The organism is Methylomonas koyamae (genome assembly GCF_001644025.1).
Taxonomy (GTDB): Bacteria; Pseudomonadota; Gammaproteobacteria; order Methylococcales; family Methylomonadaceae; genus Methylomonas; species Methylomonas koyamae_A.
On the sequence record NZ_LUUK01000206.1, the window covers coordinates 1 to 26,338 of the forward strand.

22 protein-coding genes are annotated in these 26,338 nt (G+C 59.7%); 8 read left to right on the forward strand and 14 right to left on the reverse strand.

Annotated elements, in window-relative coordinates:
- The 4 genes from A1355_RS20560 to glgX form a co-directional block, all read right to left on the reverse strand.
- On the reverse strand, nt 1–265 hold a 265-nt coding region (locus A1355_RS20560), incomplete at its 3' end, for a hypothetical protein (protein WP_197471864.1).
- Between the two features lie 248 nt (nt 266–513).
- Nucleotides 514–1,830, reverse strand: coding sequence for a PAS domain-containing methyl-accepting chemotaxis protein (locus A1355_RS26670; protein WP_064031159.1), 1,317 nt, complete (start codon nt 1,828–1,830; stop codon nt 514–516).
- Nucleotides 1,831–2,181: 351 nt separating this feature from the next.
- On the reverse strand, nt 2,182–5,058 hold the full coding sequence (glnE, locus tag A1355_RS20570) for a bifunctional [glutamate--ammonia ligase]-adenylyl-L-tyrosine phosphorylase/[glutamate--ammonia-ligase] adenylyltransferase (RefSeq protein ID WP_064031160.1): 2,877 nt from the start codon (nt 5,056–5,058) through the stop codon (nt 2,182–2,184).
- A 116-nt stretch (nt 5,059–5,174) separates the two neighbouring features.
- Nucleotides 5,175–7,346, reverse strand: a complete 2,172-nt coding sequence (glgX, locus tag A1355_RS20575) for a glycogen debranching protein GlgX (protein ID WP_064031161.1) — start codon at nt 7,344–7,346, stop codon at nt 5,175–5,177.
- Nucleotides 7,347–7,529: 183 nt separating this feature from the next.
- Between glgX and A1355_RS20580 the strand changes: the two genes are divergently transcribed.
- The 6 genes from A1355_RS20580 (at nt 7,530) to A1355_RS20605 (ending at nt 13,691) form a co-directional block, all read left to right on the forward strand.
- The gene (locus tag A1355_RS20580) at nt 7,530–8,213 is read left to right on the forward strand and encodes a hypothetical protein (RefSeq protein WP_064031162.1); all 684 of its coding nucleotides are present in this window, start codon (nt 7,530–7,532) and stop codon (nt 8,211–8,213) included.
- A complete protein-coding gene (locus A1355_RS20585; protein ID WP_064031163.1) occupies nt 8,206–9,795 on the forward strand; it encodes a glycoside hydrolase family 57 protein in 1,590 nt (529 codons plus the stop codon). The genes A1355_RS20580 and A1355_RS20585 overlap by 8 nt, the downstream gene beginning before the upstream one ends.
- Nucleotides 9,796–9,858: 63 nt before the next feature.
- Nucleotides 9,859–11,355: an endonuclease/exonuclease/phosphatase family protein gene (locus A1355_RS20590; RefSeq protein WP_064031164.1), complete on the forward strand. Its 1,497-nt coding sequence runs from the start codon at nt 9,859–9,861 to the stop codon at nt 11,353–11,355.
- Between the two features lie 36 nt (nt 11,356–11,391).
- Nucleotides 11,392–12,984, forward strand: coding sequence for a phospholipase D-like domain-containing protein (locus tag A1355_RS20595; RefSeq protein ID WP_064031165.1), 1,593 nt, complete (start codon nt 11,392–11,394; stop codon nt 12,982–12,984).
- Nucleotides 12,985–13,050: 66 nt separating this feature from the next.
- Nucleotides 13,051–13,293 carry a FitA-like ribbon-helix-helix domain-containing protein gene (locus A1355_RS20600; protein ID WP_064031166.1) on the forward strand — a complete coding sequence of 81 codons (243 nt, stop codon included), beginning with the start codon at nt 13,051–13,053 and terminating at the stop codon, nt 13,291–13,293.
- Nucleotides 13,290–13,691 (forward strand): type II toxin-antitoxin system VapC family toxin, encoded by a 402-nt coding sequence (locus tag A1355_RS20605; RefSeq protein WP_064031167.1) that lies wholly within the window; start codon nt 13,290–13,292, stop codon nt 13,689–13,691. Before A1355_RS20600 ends, A1355_RS20605 begins: the two co-directional genes overlap by 4 nt.
- Before the next feature lie 72 nt (nt 13,692–13,763).
- On the opposite strand, the gene A1355_RS20610 is transcribed toward A1355_RS20605, so the two are convergent.
- The 7 genes from A1355_RS20610 to A1355_RS20640 all read right to left on the reverse strand — a co-directional run bounded on the left by A1355_RS20610 (nt 13,764) and on the right by A1355_RS20640 (nt 22,269).
- Nucleotides 13,764–15,218 carry an SUMF1/EgtB/PvdO family nonheme iron enzyme gene (locus tag A1355_RS20610; RefSeq protein WP_064031168.1) on the reverse strand — a complete coding sequence of 485 codons (1,455 nt, stop codon included), beginning with the start codon at nt 15,216–15,218 and terminating at the stop codon, nt 13,764–13,766.
- On the reverse strand, nt 15,218–16,267 hold the full coding sequence (locus A1355_RS20615) for a hypothetical protein (RefSeq protein WP_157197978.1): 1,050 nt from the start codon (nt 16,265–16,267) through the stop codon (nt 15,218–15,220). Before A1355_RS20615 ends, A1355_RS20610 begins: the two co-directional genes overlap by 1 nt.
- A 6-nt stretch (nt 16,268–16,273) precedes the next feature.
- Nucleotides 16,274–17,011 (reverse strand): hypothetical protein, encoded by a 738-nt coding sequence (locus A1355_RS20620; protein WP_157197979.1) that lies wholly within the window; start codon nt 17,009–17,011, stop codon nt 16,274–16,276.
- A gap of 191 nt (nt 17,012–17,202) precedes the next feature.
- Nucleotides 17,203–17,862 (reverse strand): ABC transporter ATP-binding protein, encoded by a 660-nt coding sequence (locus A1355_RS20625; RefSeq protein ID WP_064031171.1) that lies wholly within the window; start codon nt 17,860–17,862, stop codon nt 17,203–17,205.
- Complete coding sequence (locus tag A1355_RS20630) at nt 17,859–18,995, reverse strand: efflux RND transporter periplasmic adaptor subunit (protein ID WP_064031172.1); 1,137 nt, start codon at nt 18,993–18,995, stop codon at nt 17,859–17,861. The genes A1355_RS20625 and A1355_RS20630 overlap by 4 nt, the downstream gene beginning before the upstream one ends.
- A gap of 92 nt (nt 18,996–19,087) precedes the next feature.
- Nucleotides 19,088–20,764 (reverse strand): hypothetical protein, encoded by a 1,677-nt coding sequence (locus tag A1355_RS20635; RefSeq protein ID WP_064031173.1) that lies wholly within the window; start codon nt 20,762–20,764, stop codon nt 19,088–19,090.
- Nucleotides 20,734–22,269, reverse strand: coding sequence for a DUF1175 family protein (locus A1355_RS20640; RefSeq protein WP_064031177.1), 1,536 nt, complete (start codon nt 22,267–22,269; stop codon nt 20,734–20,736). Before A1355_RS20640 ends, A1355_RS20635 begins: the two co-directional genes overlap by 31 nt.
- A 146-nt stretch (nt 22,270–22,415) precedes the next feature.
- Between A1355_RS20640 and A1355_RS20645 the strand changes: the two genes are divergently transcribed.
- Both A1355_RS20645 and A1355_RS20650 read left to right on the forward strand, forming a co-directional pair.
- A complete protein-coding gene (locus A1355_RS20645) occupies nt 22,416–23,075 on the forward strand; it encodes a response regulator (protein ID WP_064031174.1) in 660 nt (219 codons plus the stop codon).
- Nucleotides 23,075–24,472 carry an ATP-binding protein gene (locus tag A1355_RS20650; RefSeq protein WP_064031175.1) on the forward strand — a complete coding sequence of 466 codons (1,398 nt, stop codon included), beginning with the start codon at nt 23,075–23,077 and terminating at the stop codon, nt 24,470–24,472. Before A1355_RS20645 ends, A1355_RS20650 begins: the two co-directional genes overlap by 1 nt.
- Nucleotides 24,473–24,659: 187 nt before the next feature.
- Here A1355_RS20650 and A1355_RS20655 read toward each other — a convergent pair whose 3' ends face one another.
- The 3 genes from A1355_RS20655 to A1355_RS20660 are packed head-to-tail and all read right to left on the reverse strand — an operon-like array spanning nt 24,660 to nt 26,294.
- Nucleotides 24,660–25,064, reverse strand: coding sequence for a DUF4411 family protein (locus tag A1355_RS20655; RefSeq protein ID WP_197471865.1), 405 nt, complete (start codon nt 25,062–25,064; stop codon nt 24,660–24,662).
- Nucleotides 25,054–25,155 (reverse strand): DUF4411 family protein, encoded by a 102-nt coding sequence (locus A1355_RS26280; protein WP_231883742.1) that lies wholly within the window; start codon nt 25,153–25,155, stop codon nt 25,054–25,056. The genes A1355_RS20655 and A1355_RS26280 overlap by 11 nt, the downstream gene beginning before the upstream one ends.
- The gene (locus tag A1355_RS20660) at nt 25,152–26,294 is read right to left on the reverse strand and encodes a helix-turn-helix domain-containing protein (protein ID WP_064031176.1); all 1,143 of its coding nucleotides are present in this window, start codon (nt 26,292–26,294) and stop codon (nt 25,152–25,154) included. The genes A1355_RS26280 and A1355_RS20660 overlap by 4 nt, the downstream gene beginning before the upstream one ends.
- Nucleotides 26,295–26,338 lie beyond the last annotated feature (44 nt).

Sequence of the window (26,338 nt, forward strand, 5' to 3'; positions counted from 1 at the left end):
AACTGCCCTTTTTAGGATAATCAGCATTCTGCCGGCCCTTACCCATCAATACTGGGGCTGGCCAAACGCCGACGTCGGAAACTATTTGGTCCCGACGGTTATTTTGGCCGGCTTGGCGCCACTGGTATTGGTGGTGGTTGAGTTTTTGGCGCGGCGGCGAGGGCTGCTGGACATCCAGGGCGTCAAGATCGATTTCGGGCCCCGCGCCGAGCAACCCGGCGTTCAGACTGGCGGACAACATCGGCATATCGGGTACCGTCGTCACCGACGCCGCTCCGATGGAAATACTCGATACGCTGGCACTTGCCACCCAGTGCGAGGTTGCGGTGGTCGATTTGAAGGAAGGCGACACCTGGTGGATGTCCCGCTTGTTGCCCCCTGCGCGGAGGCCGTTCGCTGCCGTCTCCTGCTATTCACCGGCATAGGCGCGGCGACTTTGTTCCCGCACTCCGAAGTCGCGCGCTACGCTTTCGATGCCGTGCCGATCGCGGCCCCGACGAGCACGGCTAAGTCTTACTTGCGGTTGGTCAGCAACGAAGCAACGGTTTTGGAAACGTTCACCGCGCCTAGATAGATTTCGTCCATGACCTTCGACACCTGTGCGATTTGCTCGTTGCTGGATTGGCCGCTGCTTCTGACGATGTCCATCCGTTCGGTCACGGTCGCGGTCAAGTTGCGGTTGGCGTAAACCACTTGATCGATTTCGGCGGTGGATTTGCTGGTGCGGGCCGCCAATTGCCGCACCTCGTCGGCGACCACCGCGAAGCCCCGTCCCTGATCGCCGGCCCTTGCCGCTTCGATCGCCGCATTCAGTGCCAGCAAATTGGTTTGATCGGCGATCTCGCGTATCGTCGACACGATGGCCGCGATATTGCGGGATTGTTCGTTCAACTGGTTGATCACCTCGCCGGTCTGATTGATCTGCTCGGTAATTTCGTTGGACATCGTCACCGATGTCGCCAGCAATTCGGCGCCCTTCTGCGCAATCTGGCTGGTTTCCTCCGCCGTGGAAAACGACATCTCGGCGGCTTGGATCACCGTGGTATTGCGATTGACGCTCTCGGTCACGTCGGTGGCGAACTTGATCACTTTAACCACGTGCCCGTCGGCGTCGAACACCGGATTGTAGGAAGCCTCCAGCCAAACGCTGTCACCACGCGCACTGCGGCGCTGAAATTGTCCCGATTGGAACTGGCCACGCTGGATTTTTTCCCAAAAGTTCGGTTGATCCCGATAAAACTGATCGAAGCACAACACCCGATGGTGCTTGCCGACCAAATCGGCGAGCTGGTAACCCATTACACTCAGAAAATTGGTGTTCGCGGTGACGATTTGTCCATCGGGCGTAAATTCGATGACCGCCATCGACCGGTCGATGGCCTTTTGTATCGCCAATTGGTCGCGCAAGCGATCCTGCATCTCGGTGACGTCCGCTGCGATCTTGAACACGCGCGTGACATCGCCCTGACGATTGACGACCGGAAAATACGTGGCTTCCAGCCAAAGCGTCGTCCCGTTTTTATGGCGGCGTTGAAAAGTACCGTGTTGCTGACGCCCGGCTTTCAAGGCATTCCAAAACGCGCCGTACTCGGCGCTATTGACATGCCCCGGATCGCACAAAACTCGGTGCTGCTGACCCTGCAATTCGGCGGCCGAATAGCCTACGACATCCAGGAACAAACGGTTGGCGCCAATGATCGTGCCATTCGGCTGAAACTGGATCGTGGCAATATTGGCCTCGATCGCGTCGGCAAAATCGGTCGCATCGGCCAAGCGGCGCCGAGCCTCGGCCAAGTCGGTTTTTAAGCGCCGATTGAAGAAATCGAACATGTTATTCTCTGTGCTGAAGTTTCTGCGTTCGTCCACACCTTCCCCGGTAACTTCCCCCGTACCGAACTAGCACGCCCATCGACGCGGGGTTCCGGAAGAACGCGGCTACGAACCCGAAGCACAAGTGTAGCGGACTCCATCGCGAAAAATTAACGCCCGGTTTCTGCGGTTATTTCCAACGCGCCTGCGCGCGTACGCACCTCCGAATGTTTTTACGCCGTACGCCAATAAACCCGCTTCCAGCCGGCCTTATCCACGTAAGCTAACGCGCCTTGAAAAACGCTCTCCTTCCTCGCTCGAGCGGTGGTTGCCGCCGCCAAACGCCTGTTTCAAGCCAAGCGTATCGAGGATCTAACACATGTATTGTTGCCAGAGTCGCTCGACCTCGGCGCGCAGCGCCGTGAAATCGCCGGCCGCCGCCGTTGCGCTCAGATCTTGCAATACTTGGTGGTGGCCGTAATCGCGATAGGCGCAGTAAGCCTGTTTCAACAGCGCCGTTTCGGCGGCCGGCATCAAGCCGTGGGCCTGCAAGCCGTCCAACAGCCGGACGTTGTCGGTGTACTTGGCCAAATCGGAATGCCGTGCCGCATGCGCCAGAATACAAAACTGCACGATGAATTCGATATCGGCGATACCGCCGGCGCTTTGTTTTAAGTCGAATACCGCCGGATCCGTGGCCGCCAGATTGTCGCGCATCTTTTGGCGCATCTCGCGCACTTGGGTTTGCAGCGCTCGGTAATCGCGGGGCAGCGCCAAAATCCGCGCGCGAATCGCCTCGTACGTGGCTTGCAACTCGGTGTCGCCCGCGACGAAGCGGGCTCGGACCAGGGCCTGGTGCTCCCAAGTCCAAGCCTGATCGCGCAAATACGCTTCGTAATGACCGATATGCGTGACCAACAAACCCGAATCGCCATTGGGCCGCAGCCGCAGATCGACTTCGTACAACACCCCGGACAGCATCCGGGTGTCGAGGATATGGCGGATCTTCTGGCCGAGCCTGATATAAAACTGCGCCGTGCCGATCGGCTTATCGCCATCGGTGAGCGCATCGCCGTCGGCGGCGTCGTACAGGAATACCAAATCCAGGTCGGAGCCGTAACCGAGTTCGATGCCGCCGAATTTGCCGAAGCCGAGGATCGCGAAATGCTTGGGTTCCGGTCCGGTCACGGGCGGATAACCGTGCTTGGCGCCCAGCATGGCCCAGGCTCGCGTCAGCACTTGCTCCAAGATTGCTTCAGCGATCCAGGTCAAGTAATCGCTGACCACCATCACCGGAATAAAGCCCATGATGTCGGCCGCCGCCACCCGCAACACATGCTGATGTTTGAACAGGCGCAACGCGATCATCAACTGTTCGCTGTCCTGGGCTTCGACCCGGCTCAGGGCCAAGCCTAAGTCTTCGCGCAACGCCTGTTTTTGCAGCGGCGCGTAAAGGGCGCCGGTATCCAGCAATTCGTCGAACAGTATCGGATACAACGCCAAGTAGTCGGCGATCCACGGGCTGGCGGCGGTCAATTTGATCAATTGCGCCAAGGCCTGCGGGTTCTCGGCCAACAAGGACAGATAGACGGCCCGGCCGGTCACCGCCTCGAACAGTTTCAACACCCGCGGCAACGTGGTTTCGGGGTGTTCGGTCTCGGCAACGCGTTCTATCGTTTGCGGCACCAAGCGCTCCAGTATGGTCGCGCCCTTGGCGGTCATGCGCTTGACCGCGTGGCTGTGCTTGAAATCGACGATGGCTTGCAGCACATTGCGCGGTTCGGAGAACCCGTAGTCCGCCAGCGCTTCCAACGCTAAATCGTCGTCGGCGGCGCAAGTCCAGATCAACCGGACACTGCGTTGCTTGGTGTCCTGTTCGCTCAGCGAAAACACTTGCTCGAAGGTATCCTGCACCCGCTCGCGCACGGCATCCAATTCGCGCTTGAAGGCCTCCCAATCCTCGAAATCCAGCGAGTAAGCCAAAATTTGCCGGACCACCGGCTGGGTCGGCAAATCGTGGGTTTGTTTGTCCTGGTATTCCTGGATATGATTTTCGGTGCGGCGCAAGAAACGGTAAGCGAACTTCAACGTCGCCACGTCATCGCCGCTCATCAGCTTCAGCTCGGCCAGCGCGGCGAGGATGACTTGAATCTCGCGCTGCTGCAGCACCGGCTCCTGGCCGCCGCGAATCAACTGGAAGGCCTGGCCGATGAACTCGACCTCGCGGATGCCGCCCGGACCGAGTTTGACGTTGTCCAAGCGGTCGCGGCGCTTCAGCTCCTGAGCGATCTGAAACTTCAACGACCGCAACTCCTCGAAGGCGCCGTAATCCAGATAGCGGCGGTAGACGAAGGGCTTGATCAGCGCGGCCAATTGCCGGCCGGTTTCGAAGTCGCCAGCCACCTGGCGGGCCTTGATCATCGCGTAGCGTTCCCATTCCCGCGCCTGGGTCAGGTAGTACTTTTCCATGCCGTCGAAATCCATGATCAACGGGCCGCTGTCGCCGAACGGCCGCAACCTGACGTCGGTACGAAACACAAAGCCATCGACGGTGATTTCGTCCAACATCTTGACCAAGGACCGGCACAAGCGGGTAAAAAACTCCCCGTAACTGATTTCTTTTTTGCCGGTCAACATGCCGTCTTCGGCAAACGCGAAAATCAAGTCGATATCGGACGAATAATTCAATTCCCAGGCGCCGAGCTTGCCCATGCCCAGCACCACGATATTGAAGGGCCTACCGTCGGCCAGCGTCGGCGTTCCCCAGCGATCGCAGGCCCGAGCGTACAAATAATCCAACGCGGCGGCTATGCAGGCTTCCGCTAACGCGGTCAGATCGGCCAGCGTTTCGTCCAAATCGGCCCAGCCGGCCAAATCGCGCCAGGCGATACGGACCATTTCCAGACGCCGAAACCGGCGCAAGACCTTGGCCAGCGCCGGTTCGCCGTCGATCTCGCCAACGGACGTCCGTAACGCGGCGGCGTATTGATCCCGGCGCGTCGGCGCGAACAAATCGCCGGCGGCCGCCAATTCCGCAATCAAGCCCGGTTCGCGCAGCCAGCTGTCGGCGACGAATTGACTGCAAACGCAAACCTTTAAGGCACTCGCCGCGATCGCCTCGTGCTCCAGCACCGCCGCCTGTTCGGCGTCCAGAACCGCCGCCAACCGCTCGCAAAAACCGGCGGCGACGGATTGCAAATCCTCGGGCAGCGGAGCGGCATGGCGGGACAACGCGGCAAAAATGGGCATGGGCGGTTTCCTGTATCGACGGCAAAACCGCATGATACCGAAACTCAAACCAGCGCTCTAATTTGGGGCGTTCGCCGCCGAAACCGGGGCTCGAGAACGAGCCCCTAGGCATGGGCCTAATCGATCAAACGGATGCCGGTCAATTTGGTCAGAAAGGCGGATGCTTTATGCGACACGGACTCGCCGCCGCCTTCGTTGGAAAAACGGGTATTCTCCAATACCACCACCGAATTGCCGCGCACCCGGTATTGCTGTAGCGACAGCGGCGACTGGTTGGCGAGTTCGACGGCGTCGGCCGGCGAACTCAGCGCGGTATCGATCGACAAACACCAAGCCTTGCCTTCGATTTTGGGCAAATCGATCAGCACATCCTCGCTCGCCATATTCATCACCACGTGCAAATCCGGTTCCTCCTTGGCCAACGCGGACAGCGTGTACGACAAAAAGCGCGCCTCGGGATCGGTCCAGGCCGGCGGATGCATCTGATCGACGTCGTACCAGTGAATATCCGGCAGCGTCTTACCTTCCAGCGGCCTTCCGGTCAGGAAGCGGCGGCGCATCAGCGCGGTGTGGCGCTTGCGCAGTTTAATCAGGGTCTGCACGAAGCGCAGCACGTCGGCATTCTTCTTGGCATCCTCCCAGTTCAACCAGCTCAGCTCGTTGTCTTGGCAATAGCCGTTGTTGTTGCCGTTTTGACTGTTCAAGAACTCGTCGCCGGCCAGCAACATCGGCACACCGTGGCTGAGCAACAGAATCGCCAACGCGTTCTTGGCGCGCCGCCGCCGCACGGCCAAAATCTCGGGATCGTCGGTCGGCCCTTCGACGCCGCAGTTGTAACTGAGATTGTTGTTGCAGCCGTCGCGGTTTTCCTCGCCGTTGGCTTCGTTGTGTTTATCGTTGTAACTGAACAGATCATGCAGCGTAAAGCCATCATGACAGGTCACGAAGTTGATGCCGCTGATCGGCAAGCGATGCTGATGCTCGTAGAGATCGCTGCTGCCGCAGATGCGGGTGGCCACTTCGTTGATCATGCCGCCGTCGCCGCGCACGAAGCGGCGTATCGCGTCGCGGTAGCGGCCGTTCCACTCGGCCCAACGGTAGCCGGGGAAATTGCCGACTTGATACAGACCCGCCGCGTCCCAAGCCTCGGCAATCAGTTTGGTCTTGGCCAACTGCTGGGACAGCTCGATGCCCCACACCAACGGCGGGTCCTGCAACACGCTGCCGTCCTCGCCGCGCGCCAAGGCGCTAGCCAAATCGAAGCGGAAACCGTCGACGTGCATCTCCCGCACCCAATATTCCAGGCAAGTGATGATGAAGTTAGTCACCAACGGATGGTTGGCGTTGACGGTATTGCCGCAACCGGTGTAATCCAGAAATAGCCTTTTGTCGTATTTGTCGGTCAGATAAAAGCTGTTGCCGGTAATCCCCTTGAAATTGATGACCGGCCCATCGCTGCCAGCCTCCGAGGTATGGTTGAACACCACGTCCATGATCACGCCGATACCGGCTTTATGCAGCGCCCTGACCAGATCGCGAAACTCCCTAATGTGAGTACCCTGTTCCGGCGTCACGCAATAGCCCGGATGCGGGCTGAAAAAGCTGTGGGTGCTGTAACCCCAATAGTTGGTCAAACCGCGCTCGGCGGTATGCGGCGGCACGTCCTGTTCGTCGAAGGCCATCGCCGGTAACAATTCGACGTGGGTAATGCCCAGTTTTTTCAGGTAGGGAATTTTTTCGATCAGCCCCAGAAAGGTCCCCGGATGCTTAACCTTGGCCGACGGATGCCGGGTAAAACCGCCGACGTGCAATTCGTAGACGATGACTTTCTCGCTGCGTATCGACAGCGGCGTATCCCCTTCCCAATCGTAATGGTCGTCGACGACGACACCGCGCATCGCGTGATAGCTATTGTCGCCGGGCACGCAGGCCGCGCCGCGCACCCACAACTTGTCGCTGACCGCTCGCGCCCAGGGATCGAGCAACAACTTGTCGCGGTCGAAGCGCAATCCCGTTTCCCGCGTTTGCGACGGGCCGTCCAAGCGCCAGGCGTACCAGGTGCCGACCGGTAATTCGACGACGAACACGTGCCAGGAAAAAAAGGTGTGGTGCTTATCGGTGGTTAACGGAATAATTTGGAACGGCTTTTCGCTGTCCGACTGAGCGAACAGCAACAGCTCCACGTAAGTGGCATGACGGCTGGAAATCGAAAAATTGACGCCCCCCTCGCCGACTTTGGCGCCGTGGGGATAAGGACTACCCGACTTCAAGTGGTATTGTTTATGCATTTCCTTGACCGAAAAAGTCCGAAAGCCCCGATTCTACTGCAATTCGGGCGATCCGGCCTATGCCTTGCGTAAATAGGCGACAACGAGTAGAGTCTTCGCAATTTGCCGATTTTGCCAAATACCGCACAATTCACGCAGTTGACAGCGTGTCGAAATCAACAATCCGATTCCTTATCGTCGCCGATGGCTTTTTCGCAGTCACCTACTCCTAGTCGCGCCCCGCTATCGGCCGAAGAATTACGCGAAATCAGTCTATCCATCAGCCGCCAATTCGCGCCGCGCCGTTACGAATCCGGGGTTCGGCGCGCGCCGACCGGCGGATTCTCGCCCAGCGAATTGCTGGAAATCAGTCAACAAATCAGCCGCGAATACGCGCCGCGCGCGCGCGGCAGTCAAGCCAGTCTGCTGCTGTTGCCGATAGACCCCCGCCACCTGCACGCATTTTGGCAATTGGACGCTCCTCCGCCCGCGACTTTGCCGAACCAGCCGGAATCCAGCCCGCTGACGCTGCGCATCTTCCGGCAAGCCCCAGCAACAAACCCGGCCGCCGACTCGCCGGCCCCCCCGGCCAGCGCGCCGGTCTGGTTCGACGTGCCGGTAGCCGCCGACGCCTCGCGGCAACGCATCGTCCTGCCCGAATACCTCGGCGGCGCCGCCGCCCACTACCGGGCCGTACTCGGCCGCTTGACCGGCGACCGGCAATTCAGTCCGCTGGCGATTTCCAACGATGCCGCGACCGCCGCGTTACCCGACGGCAATCACGATCTGACGCCGAGCGTCGCGCAATTCATGTTGCCGCTGCAGCTCGCGGCTTCCTCAACCCTGGCCGCCGATCCCGCGGCTCCGACTTCAGACGCCGATGACTAAAGGCTATCTCGCCATCGTTTTGCACGCCCATCTGCCCTATGTGCATCACCCCGAACACGCCAGTTTCTTCGAGGAAAACTGGCTGTTCGAGGCGATCACCGAATGTTATCTACCCTTGCTTGGGTTATTGGAGCGGCTGCATTACGACCGGATCGCCTACCGCTTGACCCTGTCGCTGTCGCCGACCTTGATCACGATGCTGGGCGACGCCTTGCTGCAAAACCGCTACTTGCACTATTTGCAAGGCCGGGTGGAACTGGCCGAGCGCGAGGTGGCCCGCACCCGCGGCCTGCCCCAGTTTCAGGCCTTGGCCGAGTTTTATCTGCGGCAATATCAAGACGCGTTGTACCGCTACCGCGAGCGCTATCGTTGCGAATTGTTGCCGGCATTTCAGTTTCATCACGCTACCGGCAATCTGGAATTGACGACCACGGCCGCCACTCACGGCTTTCTGCCCTTGCTCAACGTCAGTCCGGCCGCGGTCCGCAATCAAATCGGCGTCGGCCTGCGCTGTTTCGAGTCGCGCTTCGGCTTTCGGCCGCGCGGCTTCTGGCTGCCGGAATGCGGCTATTATCCGGGCCTGGAAGACGAATTGGCCGCCGCCGGCATCGACCATTTCTTCGTCGACAGCCATGCACTGATGACCGCCGCCAATACGGCGGGCCTGGGCGTCTACGCGCCGCTGGATTGCGGAAACGGCGTCGCCGCCTTCGGTCGCGATCCGGCCTCGTCGCGCCAAGTGTGGAGCGCGGAGCAGGGTTATCCCGGCGATCCGGATTACCGCGAGTATTACCGGGACATCGGCTTCGACCTGCCGCTGGAGTACGTCGCGCCCTACATCCTGGACCGCGAAACCCGCGTCAACACCGGTATCAAGTATTACCGTATCACCGGACAGAACCAACCCAAGCAAGCCTATCAACCCGCTCAGGCCCACGCCAAGGCCAGACAGCACGCCGCCGACTTCGTGCGCCGCCGCCGCGAGCAAATCGCCGCGCTGGATGGCGAACTGTCGCAAGCGCCCATCATTGTCGCCCCCTACGACGCCGAGCTGTTCGGCCATTGGTGGTACGAGGGTCCGCTTTGGCTGGAACAGGTGTTACGGTTGGCGGCCGAATCGGATAGCGGCTTGACGACGGCCGCCTGCTCCGACTACCTTCAGCAACCGCTGCGCCACGGTATCGGCCGACCGGCCGCGTCGAGCTGGGGTGAACACGGCTATTCGAGCTATTGGCTGAACGAAAGCAACGACTGGATTTATCCGCTGCTGCACCGGGCCGCCGCCGAAATGGAAAAGCTCGCCAACGATCTGAACGGCCTCAAGATCACGCCGGCGCAAGAACGCGCGCTGAATCAGGCCGCCCGCTCGTTGCTGCTGGCGCAGGCCTCCGACTGGCCCTTCATCATGAAGGCCGGCACCACCGTCGATTACGCCAGAAAGCGGATCGCCGACCATCTGGCCCGCTTCAATTATCTGCACGACGCGATCCGCAAGAATCGCATCGACGAGCGATATTTGACAGCACTGGAGATCATGGACGATATTTTCCCCGACATAGACTTTCGCGATTACGCCGGCTAAGCCGGCATCGCGTCCCGGACCGCCGCGCCGGATTTCGCCAGCCCATCGCACCAGGAGCCCGGCATGGACCCGATACGCTTGCTTTACACCAGCAATACCGCCGGCGGCCGGGCCGGCGCGCGCCGTCAAACCTTAACCTTCCTGATCCTGGTCGCCGATCTGGACTACCGCAAAACCGTCGATTTGGTCTGGTGCGGCCGCGACGGCGTCTGGCAACGCCTGCCCGCGAACTATCTGACCAAAACGCCGGAAGGCGGCGAAGTTTGGCATGCGGCGGCCGAATTCGGCGCCGAGGCAGGGTCGGCCTTGCCGGGCGGTATCCGATTTGCGCTGCACTACCGTTGGCCGGACGGCGAAGCCTGGGATAATAATCTAGGCCGCGACTATCAAACCCGCGCCGGCAGCGGCCATCATCTGGCCGACGATTTGGTCTTGCAAACCTTGACCTTGCCGACGGCCTTGGACCTGGAAACCGTCGAATGGCCTGTCGTGGTCGCGACCGACGCAAGGCTGGACATCGATCATGTCAGCGTGCATTGGAGCGGCGACGGTTGGCGGCGCACCCGGCAAGCGCCGTGCAAGGCGGCCGGCCGCCGCCGCAAACCGGCGGCAGGACCCGCGACCGGCCTGAAGCCGGCCCGGCTTTGGCACACGCGCTTGCGGATCGGCGAAGCCTTTCGCATCGAATATTGCATCGCCGCCCACACCCGGTCCCGCACCTACTGGGACAATCGCGCTGGCCAAAACTACCGGCTTAGCAGACCACCGCTGCGGGTGCTGGTGTTGAATCTGCATTGTTATCAGGAAGACGATCAGGACCGCAAATTCAGCCAAATCGCCCGCGCCATCGACGACTGGCGGGCCGATTTGGTGTGCTTGCAGGAAGTCGCCGAGCATTGGAACAACGGCTACGGCGACTGGCCGTCCAACGCCGCCAACATCATTAACGCGCGACTATCTCGACCGTTTCACTTGCATTGCGATTGGTCGCATCTGGGTTTCGACCGCTACCGGGAAGGGGTCGCCATCCTCAGCCGCTATCCGCTGGAACGCCAGGAATCGCGCTACGTGTCCGACAGCAGCGATGTCTACAGCATACATTCTCGCAAAGTAGTCGCCGCCAACGTCACGCTGCCGCGCTTCGGCCGCATCGACGTATTCTCGGCGCATCTGAGCTGGTGGGAAGACGGGTTCGAAAGCCAATTCCGCCGTTTGGCGGCCTGGGCCGACGCCCGCCGCGACAGCGAGGTCTGCGGCACTCTGCTGTGCGGCGACTTCAACGTCGCGGCCGGCTCGATCGGCTACCGCTTGATCGTCGAAGGCAACCAATACCGCGATCAATATTTGGCGGCCAGCGCGCCCAATTTGTACCAACAAATCTACCGGGTCAACGATCCGCACTGGCATAACTACTTGGCGGAAGACTATCGAATCGATTACATTTTCATGAACAAGAGCGGCGCGCTCAAGGCCGTCGCCGCCAGGGCGGTCTTTACTGAACAGGACTACGGCAGGGTTTCCGATCATTGCGGTTATCTTTTCGAGTTCGAGCCCCGTTAACCCGTTTCATCGCTAGTTCGAGGTAGGCAATCACAGATGCAAGCAGCAGAACATTACGCTAGGCCGGTGTTCGGCAAACTGGGCGGTTACTTTCCGCGCGGCAATGATTTTCGGGAAAGCTTCGACATCCGCTGGGGCAAGCTCGATTTCGAGATGAATCACGGCGTCGCGGCCAATTTGAAAGTGATTTTGCGCGTGTACCGGGCCGAGATTTGCGAGACTTATATCGTCGATACCGACGCCTACGACATCGAATGGAACCGCCATAAACGCAGCACCCGCGACTTCTACGTGCTGCCCTACTCGCGCCAGTTCGGCAAGATTCACTGCATCAAGTTTGCGTTCATCGTCCATCTCGGCGAACATTCGATCGCCTCCCGCCAGGAATACATCTTCATGGACGGCCAGCAACCCAGCGATCCCGAACCGCAGCATCGCCACATCGGCGACCATTGGGCGACGCCCAACCATTATCGTGCCCACGAACTCGATCCCAAGCAGTTACAAAGCGACGCCGACTGGTATGCCCAGCGTTTCGACACACTCAATCTGACGCCGAAATTCACCAAGGGCCAACAGCACCACCCCTACCATCCCAAGCGCTACATCCACGACCACATCGACAAGACCATCGCCGCCAAGCATCATCAGCCGCGGCGGCTTTGCACGATCAAGGTCAGCGTCGATTGCATAGACGACCACGACTTCATCAACCACCTGATCCACGCCAGCCGCCAGGGCGTGCTGGTGCAATGCGTCGTCGATTGGCGCAAGATGACGCTGACCAACAGCGACAACTACGCCCGCCTGAAACGGGCCGGCATCGAATTGATCGGCGTGTTTTGCACGCCCAAACATCATCTGATCGAAGTCGAGCCGGACATGCACACCAAGTTCGTGATCTTCAACGACGAGGACTGCATCCTCGGCTCGTTCAACATCACCTTCGACCGCTGGTGGGCCAACTGGGAATCGGGGATGAGCTTTCATTCGCAGGGCGTGTGCCGGCTGCTGGACAACATCTTCCAAAGCCAGCGCGGCGGTGTGATCCAAAAATACGGCATCGACCCGCTCAGCCCGTTCAATCTGCTGTACACCTTCGGCCGGCAAACCATGGCCAACGGCAAGGTCTACCGGCCGCATCACGCGATACTCGCCGAAATCCACCGCGCCCGCCGCTCGATCAAAGTCTGTCTGTTTCTGATCGGCGACCTGCTCGGCGACCACCACGACAGCGTGGTGTCGGCGCTGATCCAGGCCCGCGATCGCGGCGTGGACGTGCAACTGTTGCTGAACGGTCATCTGGCCCGCCAAGGCAAGATCGGCGTCGAGCGGCCAATGCGCGACGAACTGGCCCGCCCGCTGTTGCCGGCCGTGCAACGCCTGAAGGACGCCGGCATCCGGGTGGGCTTGGTGTACGGCCAAGACGATCTGCCGGTGCCCTACTCGCCGATACACAGTAAATACTGCGTCATCGACGATTACATCGTTATCGACGGCAGTTTCAACTGGTACAACACCTCGGTGTTCTCCCACGACCTGCTGGTGGTCGCCGCCAACCGCGACGTGGCCCAACCGTATTTGTTCGAATTCGAACAGATTCAAAGGTTGTTCAGGGTGTTTTATTGACCGGGTGCTTGACAGGTGTTGATGGGGTTCCATAATGGAACCCATTTGATTTCCCAGGTGAGCATCATGGCAACCTTGACCCTAAAAAATATCCCCGACGATTTATACGAACAGCTCAAAACCGCCGCCAAATTGCACCATCGCAGCATTAACAGCGAAGTCATTTACTGCGTGGAGCGAGTCATCGATCCGCATCGGCTCAGTGTCGATCAGCATCTCGCTCAAGCCCGGCAATTGCGAGAGAAAACCACACACTACCTGTTAACCGACCAGGACATCGATCAGGCTAAATCCGCCGGCCGGCCATGATCGTCGTCGATACCAACACGATTGCCTACCTGTATCTGAACAGTGAAAAATCCGCGCAAGCCGAACGCCTGTTACAGCACGAACCGCATTGGCTGGCGCCCACTCTGTGGAAAAGCGAATTTCGCAACGTCCTGGCCCTGTATCTGCGCAAAAACCTGCTGACCTTGGACGACGCCTTGCGCATCGTTCGCCAAGCGGAAGCCTTGCTACAGCAAAATGAATACGAAGTCTCATCCGTCCAGGTCTTGCAACTAGTCGCCGCTAGCGATTGCTCGGCTTACGATTGCGAATTCGTGGCGCTGGCCAAATTGCGGCATATTCCGCTGATTACCGCCGACCGCAAAGTACTGCAGGCGTTTCCGGGGATTGCCCGGTCGATTGAGGATTTTCTGGGATAAGGACGCCGGAAAAAATCGCGCGAGCGGCCTATCGGCCGCTCGCAAAAGGGTAAAAGCGCAAAGGACCAAGGGTTAGTCCTGGGCAAGACGGAAACCGAGGCCGCTGAACCGGTTGTCCGGATTGCTCCCATTGCGGTTGGCCGAGCGGAGGTTCACCGGTCCGTAGTTCCAGGAACCGCCGCGGATCACCCGCCGGCCGGTGCCGACGCAACGTTTCTCGCTACCGTCATAACCGTTCTCGGTATAGACGCTGCAAGTCCATTCCCAGACGTTACCGCTGATGTCGTGTAGCCCAAAGCCATTGGCGCGCAACCTACCGCGCGGTGCGGTATAGACGTAGCCATCGGCGCAACTGACCACGGGATCCCAGTTTAAGGTTTTTTTGGAGGTCAAGTCTGCCACATTAGCGTAATAGCAGGCGTCATCGACATCGCTGCCCCACGGATAAGTCGTGCTGGCGCCGGCACGCGCCGCATATTCCCACTCGGCCTCGATCGGCAAGCGGTAAGTAAATCCGGTTTGCTGATTTAACCAGCGGATATAAGCCTGAGCGTCGTCATGGCTGACGCACACCACCGGATGATCGCCGCTTTGCTCAAAACCCGGCTGACGCCAACTGCTGCCGGCTTTACTCACCCATTGCTTGCCGTCCCAGGCATTACACTCGCCGGTTACATGGCCCGTCGCCTCGACAAACGCCTCGAACTCAGCCCGGCTGACTTCGTATTTCGCCAAACGAAAAGCCTCAACATGAACCTTGTGTCTAGGTTTTTCGTCTTTATCAGCATTCGGCTCGTTGTCGGCGGAGCCCATCCAGAAATCCCCGGCCGGGATATTGACCATATCGGGGCAGAGGCGGCAGGGTTCGGGGTTAGACGCGGCCGTTACCGTTACGGTCGAGCGTGAAGAATTGCCAACGACGACGCCCCAATTTTCCAAAGTGGTTTTGACGATGCTGATCGGCACGGCTTTGCCGAAAGTCTTTTCACCGGACTGTTTCATCACGACGCCTGCCACTTGGCGGTTATACAGCACTGGACCGCCGGAGTTGCCCTCCTCGATAATCGCCGACATTGTCATATCCTTGTTATTAGGCGTGCCGACTTGACCTACTACCGGCATCCAAGCGCCGCCGCCCAGCGGAAAACCGATCAACACAATAGACTCGTCGGGGCGGACGTTATCGGCTGCTAACGGCAGCGCAACCAGTCCGGAAGGCAGGTTCCCGTTGATTTTGACCAAGGCCAAGCCGCGTGGGTCGCCGCCTTCCAAGTGGATCACTTGCCCGCGCAGCGGATCGTTTTGGCGTTGAAACAAAGTCAAGGCAGGATTTTGTTCGCCTTCCACTACATGGGAGGCCGTCACGACGTAAGCGTTGTTACCGTCGATTTGCACGACAAATCCGGTACCAATCCGGCCGTCCGTGGTGGTCACTTTAACGATGCCGGCCCTTAAGGCATCGTAGTTTTCCGCCCACGCTGAACCTGCGATTAACCAACCGACCCACACCAGCCAAACCCAGCGCATCACGATTTACTCTCCTCTTTGTGTAATTTGTAGGCACCCAGCGCCAGGCTGGCTACCCAGACTACGATGGCGAAAATAATCTTCGCCAAATCGTTGGCCCATAAGGCTTCCAAAGCGTTGATGCGATAATCGTCCCGGCCTAGCTTTAGTTCGGCGGCGCTGCCCGTGATCGTCAGCATCCAGCCATCGCCTTTTTCGTTCAAATGCAGTCCGCTCAGTTGCAGCGGATTGTCACGGTCTGATTGTATTTCACAGTTACTGGGTGCGGGTAAGGTTAGTTCCTTACGTTCCGGAAAATCCGGATAACGCAGTTTCAGCTCGCCGCGCAAGCTACACACGGCCGCGCCGTCGCGAGTTTGTTCTTTAAAAGCCAACTGACCGACCGGCAATGCGTGCGGCAGCAATAAGACCGTTTCCGCACGAACGGTTAGGGTTCCGCCGGCTTTAACGCCCAGCTCGAAAGGCTGGCTGGGAGGCGAGTTGAGTTGTAAATTCAAGTCGTCCAGCCGGGGTTTATCCAGGGCAGTTCGGTGCAGATGGTGTCCTTGGATTTGGCTTTGGCCGATTGGCACGATCAACAGGGTTTGCGGCTTATCCAGCCAGCGTAGCGTAAATTGCCGATTCCCGATGGCTTCCAAGCGTAGTTCGGTTTCTGGGGCTAGTTTAACTTCACTAAGCCATCCGGCCGTGGTGATATGCAGTTCCGCGAGTGGGGACTCGGCTCCCAGCCAATCCCGCATGTTGCTGATTGTGTTAGTGGGCTGACCGTTTTCGGTAAGTGGCCAATCACCCGGCACACTCAGTTTCTGCAAGCCCTGAATGTCTAATGCAGCAAACTTTAGCGAGCCCTCCCATAAGACCCCCGTTGTGTCGGCTGCCGGGCTGAACTGGACTGACTGAGCTTGCACCTGCATGGCTACCTGAGTGGAAATCGGCCAAAATGCCAATACCAAGGCGATTGACCCAAACACAACACTGGGTACTACAATCCAGGCTAAGACAATCCGGTGTTGCCTGGAAAGCCAGCCGGCCAAAGCGTTTTTAGGCATCGGCGATCAGAGTGGTGTGGCTGGGTGGAAAAACCTAACCGACTGATAAACGGGAGCATTACTGGCAAGGTCGTAACCGGTCAATTCAACTTGATAATCGCCCGAGGCCAGTTTATTGGCAGGCACCACCACCTCGAAAACGCCGGTTTTATTGCCCAGTTCCTTGGGGAATACCGTTTGGCCGTCAGCCAGCGACTTGACCTTTAGGTTAACTTTGGCATTGGCGCGTAATTTGTAGGTAAAAACGTAAGCGGACAATTCGTTTGGCGGCTGATTTTGATACAAAATCGCCGGGGCAATGCGGTCCGGCGCCGCACTATCGACGCTTGAGCAGTCTTGCAGCCGCACCAACACACCTAAATCGGTTACTTTGAGTTGCAAGGGTTTGATGACAGTCGCGGTCGGCCAGGAGAAGGTATTGAATTCACCGGGTTGCCAGGATTGTTGAACTTGGTCCAGCCAATAAAACTTGCGGTTGTCTTTTTCTCTGGCGACCAAACAGACCGGCGTATTTTCCTGCAAATAAAAGCGGGCTTGAATGTGCTCGGCAAGGTTGCCGCCGGGTTCTTGATAGTCGGCCAATACCGAAATCAGTTCGATGCCCACGCTGGCAACCGGTTTATCCCGCCGGCCCTCGGCATAGTGGCCGCGCTTTTGGTAGCCAAGATCGGCGTCGGCCAACGCGGTGGGTTGGTGGAACAGCACGCACACGAATAGGATTGCCCTGATCTCAAATGAGTTCACGCTGGTTTGCATGCGCCTTGCCCCCTGTAAAACGTTGTGATTATTGTTAGACGACTTTTAAACGAGAAATCGGAACGTTGTCAATGCATCGGAACACTGTTACCACCCTGATTCACCCAGTGGGTGAACTGGAAGCACCGCCAATCCGGACAAGGCCTGATGCATTGGAAATTGGCCGAGCGCCACTAAACTCAAACCAACGCCCCATCCACTATCCTGACTTGCCTTCCGGCGCGCGCGCCCAGGTTGGGATCGTGGGTGATGACCATCAGCGTGACGCCCCGCCGATTCAAGTTTTCCAGCAGTTCGACGATTTCCAGGCCGGACTGGCTGTCCAGGTTGCCGGTCGGCTCGTCGGCCAACAGGATGGCTGGTTGCATGATCATCGCGCGGGCGATGGCGATACGCTGCAACTGGCCGCCGGACAGTTGATTGGGGCGGTGTTCGGCGCGGTCGGCCAAGCTCACCGAGGCCAGCGCCTCGCCGACCCGTTCCCGGCGTTGCTTGGCCGGAATGCCTGCCAGGATCATCGGCATTTCGACATTTTCGGCGGCGGTCAGGCGCGGGATCAGATGAAAAAACTGAAACACGAAGCCGATGTTATCGCGCCGGGTTCGCGCCAGTTCGTCATCGCTGAGTTGGGTGACATCCCGGCCGTTCAGCCAGTAGCTTCCGGCGCTGGGCTGATCCAGCAGGGCAATAATGTTCAGCAAGGTCGATTTGCCGGAGCCGGACGGCCCCATCACCGACAAGTAATCGCCGCGCGCCACGTGCAAATCGATGCCGCGCAAGGCTTGCACGGTTTGTTCGCCGACCTGGAATTGCCGGCCGATGCCGCTCAGCCGTATCACTCGACGACCTTGACCCGCGCGCCGGCCTTAACGCCTTCCTTGCCGAGCGACACGACTACTCGCTCGCCGGCTTGCAGGCCATCCAGCACTTCGGTATAGCTCCAGTTGGACAAACCGGGTTTGAAGCCGCGCTCGCGCAAGATGCCGTCGGCATCTATCGTCAACACCCGGTTATTTTCCAGAATGGCTTCGGCCGGCAGGCGTAGCGCGCTTTCCTTACGGTTCAGCAACACCTCGATATCGGCGCTGTAGCCGGGCATCAGTTCGGCCAGATCTTTCGGGTCTTTCATGGTGACTTCGACTTCGACGGTGCGGGCTTGCTTTTCCTTTTCCAACACATAGGGCGCGATGCGGCTGACCACGCCCGAGCAGCGCTTGTCCGGAAACGCGTCCAGCGATACGCAGGCGGTCATGCCGGTTTTCAGCGCGGCGGCATCGACCTCGTCGATCGGCGCCGACACGATCAAACAACTCAAGTCCAGCAAATCGATCGGCGGCAAGGTTGGAATGCCCGGCGGCGACGGCGTGACGAACTCGCCGAGTTCGGCATTGACTTCGGCGACGGTGCCATCGAACGGCGCCTTGACCAAGGTGCGTTGGATGGCTGCCTCGGCGACGCCGAGCTGGGCTTGCGCCACATCGACCGCCCGTTGCGCGGCCAGGCAGGCGGCGCGCTGGGCTTTACCGCCAGTCACCGATTTGTCGACTTGTTCCTCAGAAACAATTTGGTCGCGCCGCCCCAAGCGGCTGATCCGGGCCGCTTCGCGCTCGGCGCCGCCGGCCAGTTGGCAGGCTTGCTCGGCGGCGGCAAGGTTGGCAGCGATTTGGGCCTGCTGCAACGCGGCCTGGGCGTGTAAATCCTGATTCCAAACTTCCAGCAACACCTGGCCTTGTTGGACTTTGTCGCCTTCCCGCACGTGCAGCTTGGCGACCTGACCGCCGGTGGCCGGCGCCAGATAGGCGCGCCGGCAGGCCTTGACGGTGCCGACCCGAGTGTTGGCGACCGTGGCGCGCACCTCGCCCTCGGCCAATGTATAGACTTCGACATCGATCGGTGCCGGCTCGCGGTTGGCCAGCCAAATCGCGCCAGCCACGGCCAGCAAGGTCGCGGCGATCGGAATTTTGTATTTCATGTTTAAGAACCGCTGGGAAATAGCCGTCTAGCCTACCTCGGCACGGACTATTTGCCCAGCGCCAAGACTAAGCAACCGACTGAGCCGGCGGCTCACTGGGCCAGCAAACGCCCGGCCAGGCGGGCGCCGGTGGTATCGGCGCGCCCGGCGTAGCTGAAAATGGGCAACCCGGCGAACAGTTTATCGCCGTCGCGGCGCATCGCGGCCTTGGCGTTGGTGTAATCCTGCTGCCAGCGCGGCGCGAATTCGTTGCTGTCCTGGGCGGTCTCGCCGGCACCGCCGGCCAGAAACAGTTCGCGAAGGCCGGCGCCGGGATTGACGAAGGCCGCCAGTTGCGCGGCTTGCCAGCGCGACTTTTCGGCGCCGCGCTGCCAATCCAACGGACTGAGCGATTGCCGGGCGCAAGCGTCCTTCATCCGCGTCAACAGGCTTTCCGAGCTGGCGGCCAAAAACAGACTACCGCCGGCGCATTCGGCGCCGAGATCGGGATTTTTCAGATATTGGACGTAGGCGGCGCTGGCTTGCGGTTGGCCCGGATTGGCGACAATCACGCCGACCGCGCCGGCCGGACTATCGGCATTGAAGTCCCAGATCAGCGCGATGCCGGCCGGCTCGGGACTTGGCGGCGCCGTTGCCGGCCCGTCGGTCGCCAAGCCGCGCCAGTCGTCCAGCGTCCAGGTCGGCGGCAGCGCCAAGCTGGCGGCGACACCAGCAAAAGCGTCGTGCGGCATGCTGGCCAGCACGCCTTCGAACAATTGGCCGTGCAAGCGGGTTTGCCAAAGCGCCGGCGGCAATTGCAACACGCCGAGTTCGCCTTCGGTCAGCGCGAAATCCCAACGCAACGGATATTCGGCCGCGCCGACGAACACCGGCAGCAAATGCCCGACGAAGGCTTCGGCGCGCAGGGTTAGGCTCAACGGCGCGGCGCCGGCTTGGGTTTGCGGCGCGACGCTATCGATCACGTTCAGAAGAGCTTCCAAGCCTTGCGCGAGATACACCCTGCCCTGATATTCGGTAAAAAACAGCTTTTGTGGGCCAATCCGGGTTTCCAAGATAGGCTGGGGCAACTTGCCGACCCGATAGCCGCTGGCCGCCAACAAGCCGGCCAGCGCCGGCATGGCCCGGTCGCTGTAGCGGCTGGCGCTACGCCGATAACTCAGCACCCAGCCCTGGCTGGCGTGAGCCATGTCGTAATGCAATTCGGCGTCGGCGCCGAGCGCGTCGCGTAGCAGTTGTTGCAGAAACTCGCCTTGCAAGCCATCCAGATTGAGTTGCTCGGCCCGCACCTTCAAGCTTTGCAGCAATCCGAAAAACAAGCCGTGCACGAAGCGGTCGTCGGCCAAGGCTTGCAGTCGCGGCTGGCGGTCCCACCAATTCAAGAAGGCCGCGCCGTCGTTGAAATGCAGGCTTAGCGCCACCGGATGTTTCTTGACGTACCAAGCGGCCCGACGCGGACAATCGCCGGCGCGCGGCACGCTGGCATCGACGGCGGTCGCCGAGGCGATATCGCCGCCGCTCAAGGCCGGACAGCGTTCGTCGCCTTCCGGCGCCGGCTCGCCGTTGGCCACCCGCGAGCCCTCGGCCGCCAACACGTTGCCTTCGGCGTCGGTCAATTGCACGGCCAAATCCAGCATCGGCAGTCCGGCCCTGGTCAATTGCCCCAGCGGTTTCTCGGTCAACTGCCGATAAGCGACGACGCCGGCCGTCACGACCAGGGCCGCGGCGGCGGCCATCGCGGTCAGGCGTTTTGCGGGCGTAAGCGGTTCCATTCGTACACTCCTAGAAAATACGGATTCTCCGGCCGGGGTATCCAGACCGGATCGGGCGATTCCAACAATTCGGCGATTCTGACCACCCGCACCTGCCCGTCGGCACCCAGGGCACCGTTATGGTAGACGGCCAGATTCTCGGCGCGGCCGGCGGCAAACAGCATCAAATGATAGGGCTCGTCGTTAATCAAGGGCTTTTGATAGACCAGTAAATCGCCGTTTCGCGCCGCCGCCAGGTCGCGGGATTTCAGCCGGAAGTTGTAGCCGATCAACGTCTCGGCGTCGGCGAAATGGCCGTAGCGCGGCAAACCGTTCCCGATGCCGGTTTGCCAGATTTGCGGATAAGCCGGCAGCGCCTGCCTGGCCTGCTCCGATACCGGCGGTAAATTCAGCTTGGCCGGCACGCCCAATTTGGCGGTGCGAGCGGCGTCGCGCGGTTCCAGCGCGGTGCGGTAGGCAAAGCGCACCAGGCCGGCGCAATCGCGTTGCTTGGTTTCCCACAGCGGACTGAGTTTGCGGGCTTGCAGCAGGGCCACGTCGGTAACGACCTGGCGCAGCGCCTGTTCGTCTTGCGGCGGCAGGAAACCCAGCTCCGCGCCGCCACTGTCCTCGCCTTCGCGTTTGGGGTCATGCTTGATGTAGTCGCGCACCTCGGCGGGCATGTCGCGTTCGGCATCCTGGCCGGGCACGTAGATTTTCGCCGGCCGGCGATTGCCCTGAATCACCACGTAGGCCAGGGTTTGGGTTTCGCCGGGCCGGGCCAGCGGTTTTTGCACCCGGCGCCGGCTTTCGCTGGGCAGGCCTTCGTCGAGAATAATGTCCAAATTCGCCAGGGTATGCTGCACCGCACCGCCCGGCCAGTAATTGGTGTCGATGCGGAACACCCCGACCGGCGGGGCCGGATGCACATACAGATAAGGCCCGTAACCGGCCTGGTCGAAATTGTCGCCGTTTTGATTCAGAAAGAAGATGCCGCCACTGGTCGAGTTGGTATCAGCCCAGTAAACGTGGGTATTGTCGGGCTCGTAAATATGCAAATCGGTGTAAACGCCGTCGCTGTCGCTGGTCAGCACCACTTTCAACGGAATCGGCGCGATCACCGCGTCCACCGTCGTCGAGGCTTTAGCAACGCCGGCGGCGTTGGCGCATTCGGCGATCACGGTGTTCTTGCCCTTGGCGGCCGGGAAGGCACGGGCGAAACCGCCGTTGACGTTGCGCACGTAGTAGCGCACGCCGTTGATGTTGACCACCACCGGGTCGGCGGCCGGATCGGAACAAGTGCCTTCCACCTTAATCTGCAAGCCGCTGGTCCAACCGCCGGCCGGTTGGCTCAACGTCAGCGTCGGCGGCTGGCTGGCATCGGTCGGCAAGGGCCGTTGCTGGCCGCGCCGGGCCAGAATGTCGGAATCGTCGCTGGGCGTGGCTTGCGCGGCGGCGGCAAACGCCAGCGCTAGCCATGGCGTCCCCCAGCGGCGCCGGCCTTTGAACCTAGAAATGTGCCGCATATTAGCCTCCGGCCGGAATTGATCTAAACGTTCGAAATGTAGCAACGATTCGGTCTAACGGCAAATCCAAGCTTGAGACCGGCAAATCCGCCGTTGCAATTCCTTGCTACAATGCCGGCCGAATTGTGCAACCGGTTGGGAACATCATGCGCTTATTATTGGTGGAAGACGATGCAATTTTGGGCGACGGCATCAAAGCCGGCCTGACCTTGGAAGGCTACGCGGTGGATTGGCTGACCGACGGTGCCCAGGCCGACGAAGCCTTGAAATTGAACCGCTACGACTTGGTGGTCCTCGACCTGAACCTGCCGCGGATGGACGGCATGACCGTGCTGAAGAATCTGCGCCGCCGCAAGGACAGCACGCCGGTGCTGCTGTTGACCGCCCGCGACGGCGTGGCCGAGCGGGTGGCCGGACTGGACAACGGCGCGGACGACTACGTCGCCAAACCTTTCGATCTGGCCGAAATCTGCGCCCGGTTGCGCGCCCTCGCCCGCCGCCACGAAGGCCACGCCCAGCCGCTGATCGAGCACAAAGGCGTGACGATAGACCCGGCCGCCCATCAGGTGTATTACCTGGACAAGCCGGTGGACTTGTCGCAAAAGGAATTCGAAGTGCTCAGCTATCTGTTGGGCCATCTCGGCCAGGTGATTTCCCGCGCCCGCCTGGAAGAAGCGCTGTACGCCTGGGGCTCGGAAGTCGAGAGCAACGCGGTCGAAGTTCACATTCACCATCTGCGTAAAAAGCTGGACGCCGGCCTGATCCGCACGATACGCGGCGTCGGTTACATCGTCGATCACGACTGATGACCAAACCCTGGCGGCTGGCGCCCCGCTCGCTGAAAAAGCAACTGCTGTTCTCGCTGCTGTCGGCACTGTTGCTGGGTTGGAGCGTCAGCGCCTATCTGAATTACCAACGCACCCGCGACGAAATCGCCGAATTGTTCAACGCCGAGCTGGCGCAATCGGCGCGGGTGGTGCAGGCCTTTGTCGACAACATGCTGCGGCTGCGCGCGCTGACCAAATTGTGGGAGCGCGAGAAAACCCCGGAATTGTTCGACACCCCTATCCTCGGCCACAAATACGAACGCAAGATTGCCTTCCAACTGCGTTCGATCAAGGACGGTCTGGTATTGCGCTCGGAAAGCGCGCCGGAATTCGCGCTGTCGCTGACCCGCAACGGCTACAGCGAAACGGTACTGGACGGCCAGCTCTGGCACGTGTTCAGTTTGAGCAGCGAGAACGGCGATTACGTGATCCACGTCGGCCAGCGCGACGACATCCGCCGGCAACTGGTCGAAAGCATCGCCGGCCAGCAAATCATCGGCGTGCTGATCGCTCTGCCGGTACTGGGCTTGGTGATTTGGCTGATCGTCAGCCGCACCTTGCGGCCGATCAACCGGCTGAAGGACGAACTGGCCAGCCGCGAGGCCGACTTCCTGCAACCGCTGGCCTTGGACGCCTTGCCCGAGGAAATGCTGCCGGTGGTCAATCAGCTCAACGCCTTGCTGGCGATGCTGGAACAGGCCTTCGTTAACGAACGTAATTTCACCTCCGACGCCTCGCACGAACTGCGCACGCCGTTGGCCGGCCTGCAAACCCAACTGCAAGTGGCGCAAAAAGCCGTCGATCCGGCCATGCGCGACCAAGCCATCGCCAAGGCGCAACAGGCCGTGCTGCGGATGACGCATTTGGTTCAGCAATTGTTGACGCTGGCGCGGGTGCAACACCATAACGCCGGGATCGATTTGCAAAGCGTGGACATTCATCAAGTGCTGGCCGACACGCTGGCCGATCTGGAACCGTTGGCCCGCGCCAAGCAGATCGATCTGGAATTGCGCGGCGACGCCAAAATGGCGGTCGCGGCCAATCCGCAATTGCTGCAAATCCTGCTGCGCAATCTGCTGGACAACGCCATCAAATACACGCCGGCCGGCGGCGCGGTGCTGGCGTCCTGCCGGCTCGAAGCCGACCGAGTCGCGGTCTGCGTCGACGACACCGGCCCCGGCGTCGCCGACGCCGAACTGGCGCGCCTGACCCAGCGTTTCTACCGCTGCGTCGAAACCGCCCAATCCGCCGAAGGCAGCGGCCTGGGCCTGTCCATCGCCCAACGCATCGTCGCGCTACACAGCGCCGACATCGACTTCGGCCGCTCGCCGCTGGGCGGCTTGCAGGCGCGGTTAATACTGAATCGGATCGTTTAAGGTATTCCGGACAACTAGGCTATTCGTTGACCTCAATCCTGGGCGGGCCGGATCGAACACCGCGAACGACTAACCGGCAATCGCCGTGCTTTCCGGTTTGTAGCGATAGTGGTGATTGACGGGGAGTGATCGTTAATGGCTATCGTTTGAGCCAAAAAGGTACGCGGTGCGTACCCTTGGCTGGAATTTAGCGTTCCAAAACGAACCGAGCATTCAGTTCCCGCAGAAACTGAAACGTGTCCAGGCACGGCACACCGAATTGGCGGCAAATGTTGGGAACTTTGACTTTCTTGGTATTGGGTGCCAGCAACGCTTCGTGGGTGACTACTGTCGCGCCGAGGGTTTTGGCTTTAGCGATGAGCCAGGGATCGGCTTTGGCTAAGAAGTTGTCGCGGTTACCCGAATTATAGTCGCCGGCTGCGACACTTTGGACAATTTCGGAAAACACCGCCTGGGTTTCGGTGTCGTCGTTGTCGATGAAATGTTCTGGGCGGGCCTTGGCCCAAGCAGCCAGTTCGTCGTCACCGTCTTTGAGTTCCTTGCCTATCATCTGAACACTGGCGACCAAACCCAATTGAAACTTATGATCCAACCAATCCCAATAAGCCGGGCAGGCAGATGTCCATGCCGTAATAGAAATTCTTGGCTTGAATGTAGGTGTTTGAGTCCAGAAGATATTTCAAACGCCCAACTCCTTGGCAAAAGTGGCGATTTTGTCGGGTTTGATGCCGCCCAACAACTGGCTGGCTTCACGGAGTAACAATTGGCCGCTGAGAGCCTCGCTAACCACCGCACGGGAAAAACGCTGGCTAATTTGGGCTTTTTTGGTGCGGTAATAACCGGGGCCACCACCTTCGTCGTTCCGATCTTGATACGCCGCTTGCTGAGCGTTGATGTAACGCTGGTATTCGTCCGGCGTGATGAAATTTAGCGTCAGCGCGCGACGCGCCAATGCCCAGGTGCTGACGTGAAAATGCGTTTCCAAAGTCGGTAAATTAGACTGCCAATTTTTCTGACCCTGCTGCCATAGGGGTTGAAATTCAGTAGCCGGGACTAAAAACTCGGCGGCGACGGCGTTACAAAGAACCTCTTCTTCTCGGTGGGTTTGCGTGCTAGCGTCGGAAATGCCGGACTGGCCGATCCAGATATGGCACAGTTCGTGGACCAGGGTAAACAGCCGTGCACCCAAGGCATCGGCTTGGTTGACGAATATGATCGGCGCATAGCCGTCAGCGATTGCAAAACCGCGAAACTCTTCGACACGTAACGGCCGCGTGTAGTGGCCTACATCGCTTTGGCGCATCACTAAAACCCCAACAGACTCGATACGGTTAACCAAATCGCGGTAATAGTCTTCCCAACTGCCGCGTTGCGGATGAATGCCGACACCAAGTGCGGTGCGCATGTCGTGGACGATGGTGGTTACCCCATCTTTGACGGCAAAGCGGCCAACGATAGGATTTGGACCGACAAAATGTTGTTGCAGGTAATCTTTGTACCATTCCTGGCGCTGTTGCATCAGCTTGATAAGGTCGAGCAATTCGGCGCTGAATTTGCGGTTTGCTTGGCCTTCGACGGTTCTTAAATCGGGAATCGGCAATTCGTCGATTGGCGGTTGGACCAGAAACAAATAGCCGAACGGGATATGTGCTTTTTCAGCGTAAGTCATAGCCTGCTTGAAAGTCAAAGGCCGATGGCCGGATTCCCATTCGCTGAGCCTGTCTGGGCTGACACCGCATTTCCGCGCAAATTCAGGCACGGCAATGCCGGAGCGCTCGCGCGCCCAGGTCAGCATGGTCGTGTTGATGTTGGCGGTGGTCATAGGCCTATTTTTTCTTCTAAAAATTAGGGGCTGTTGCCGTTTTA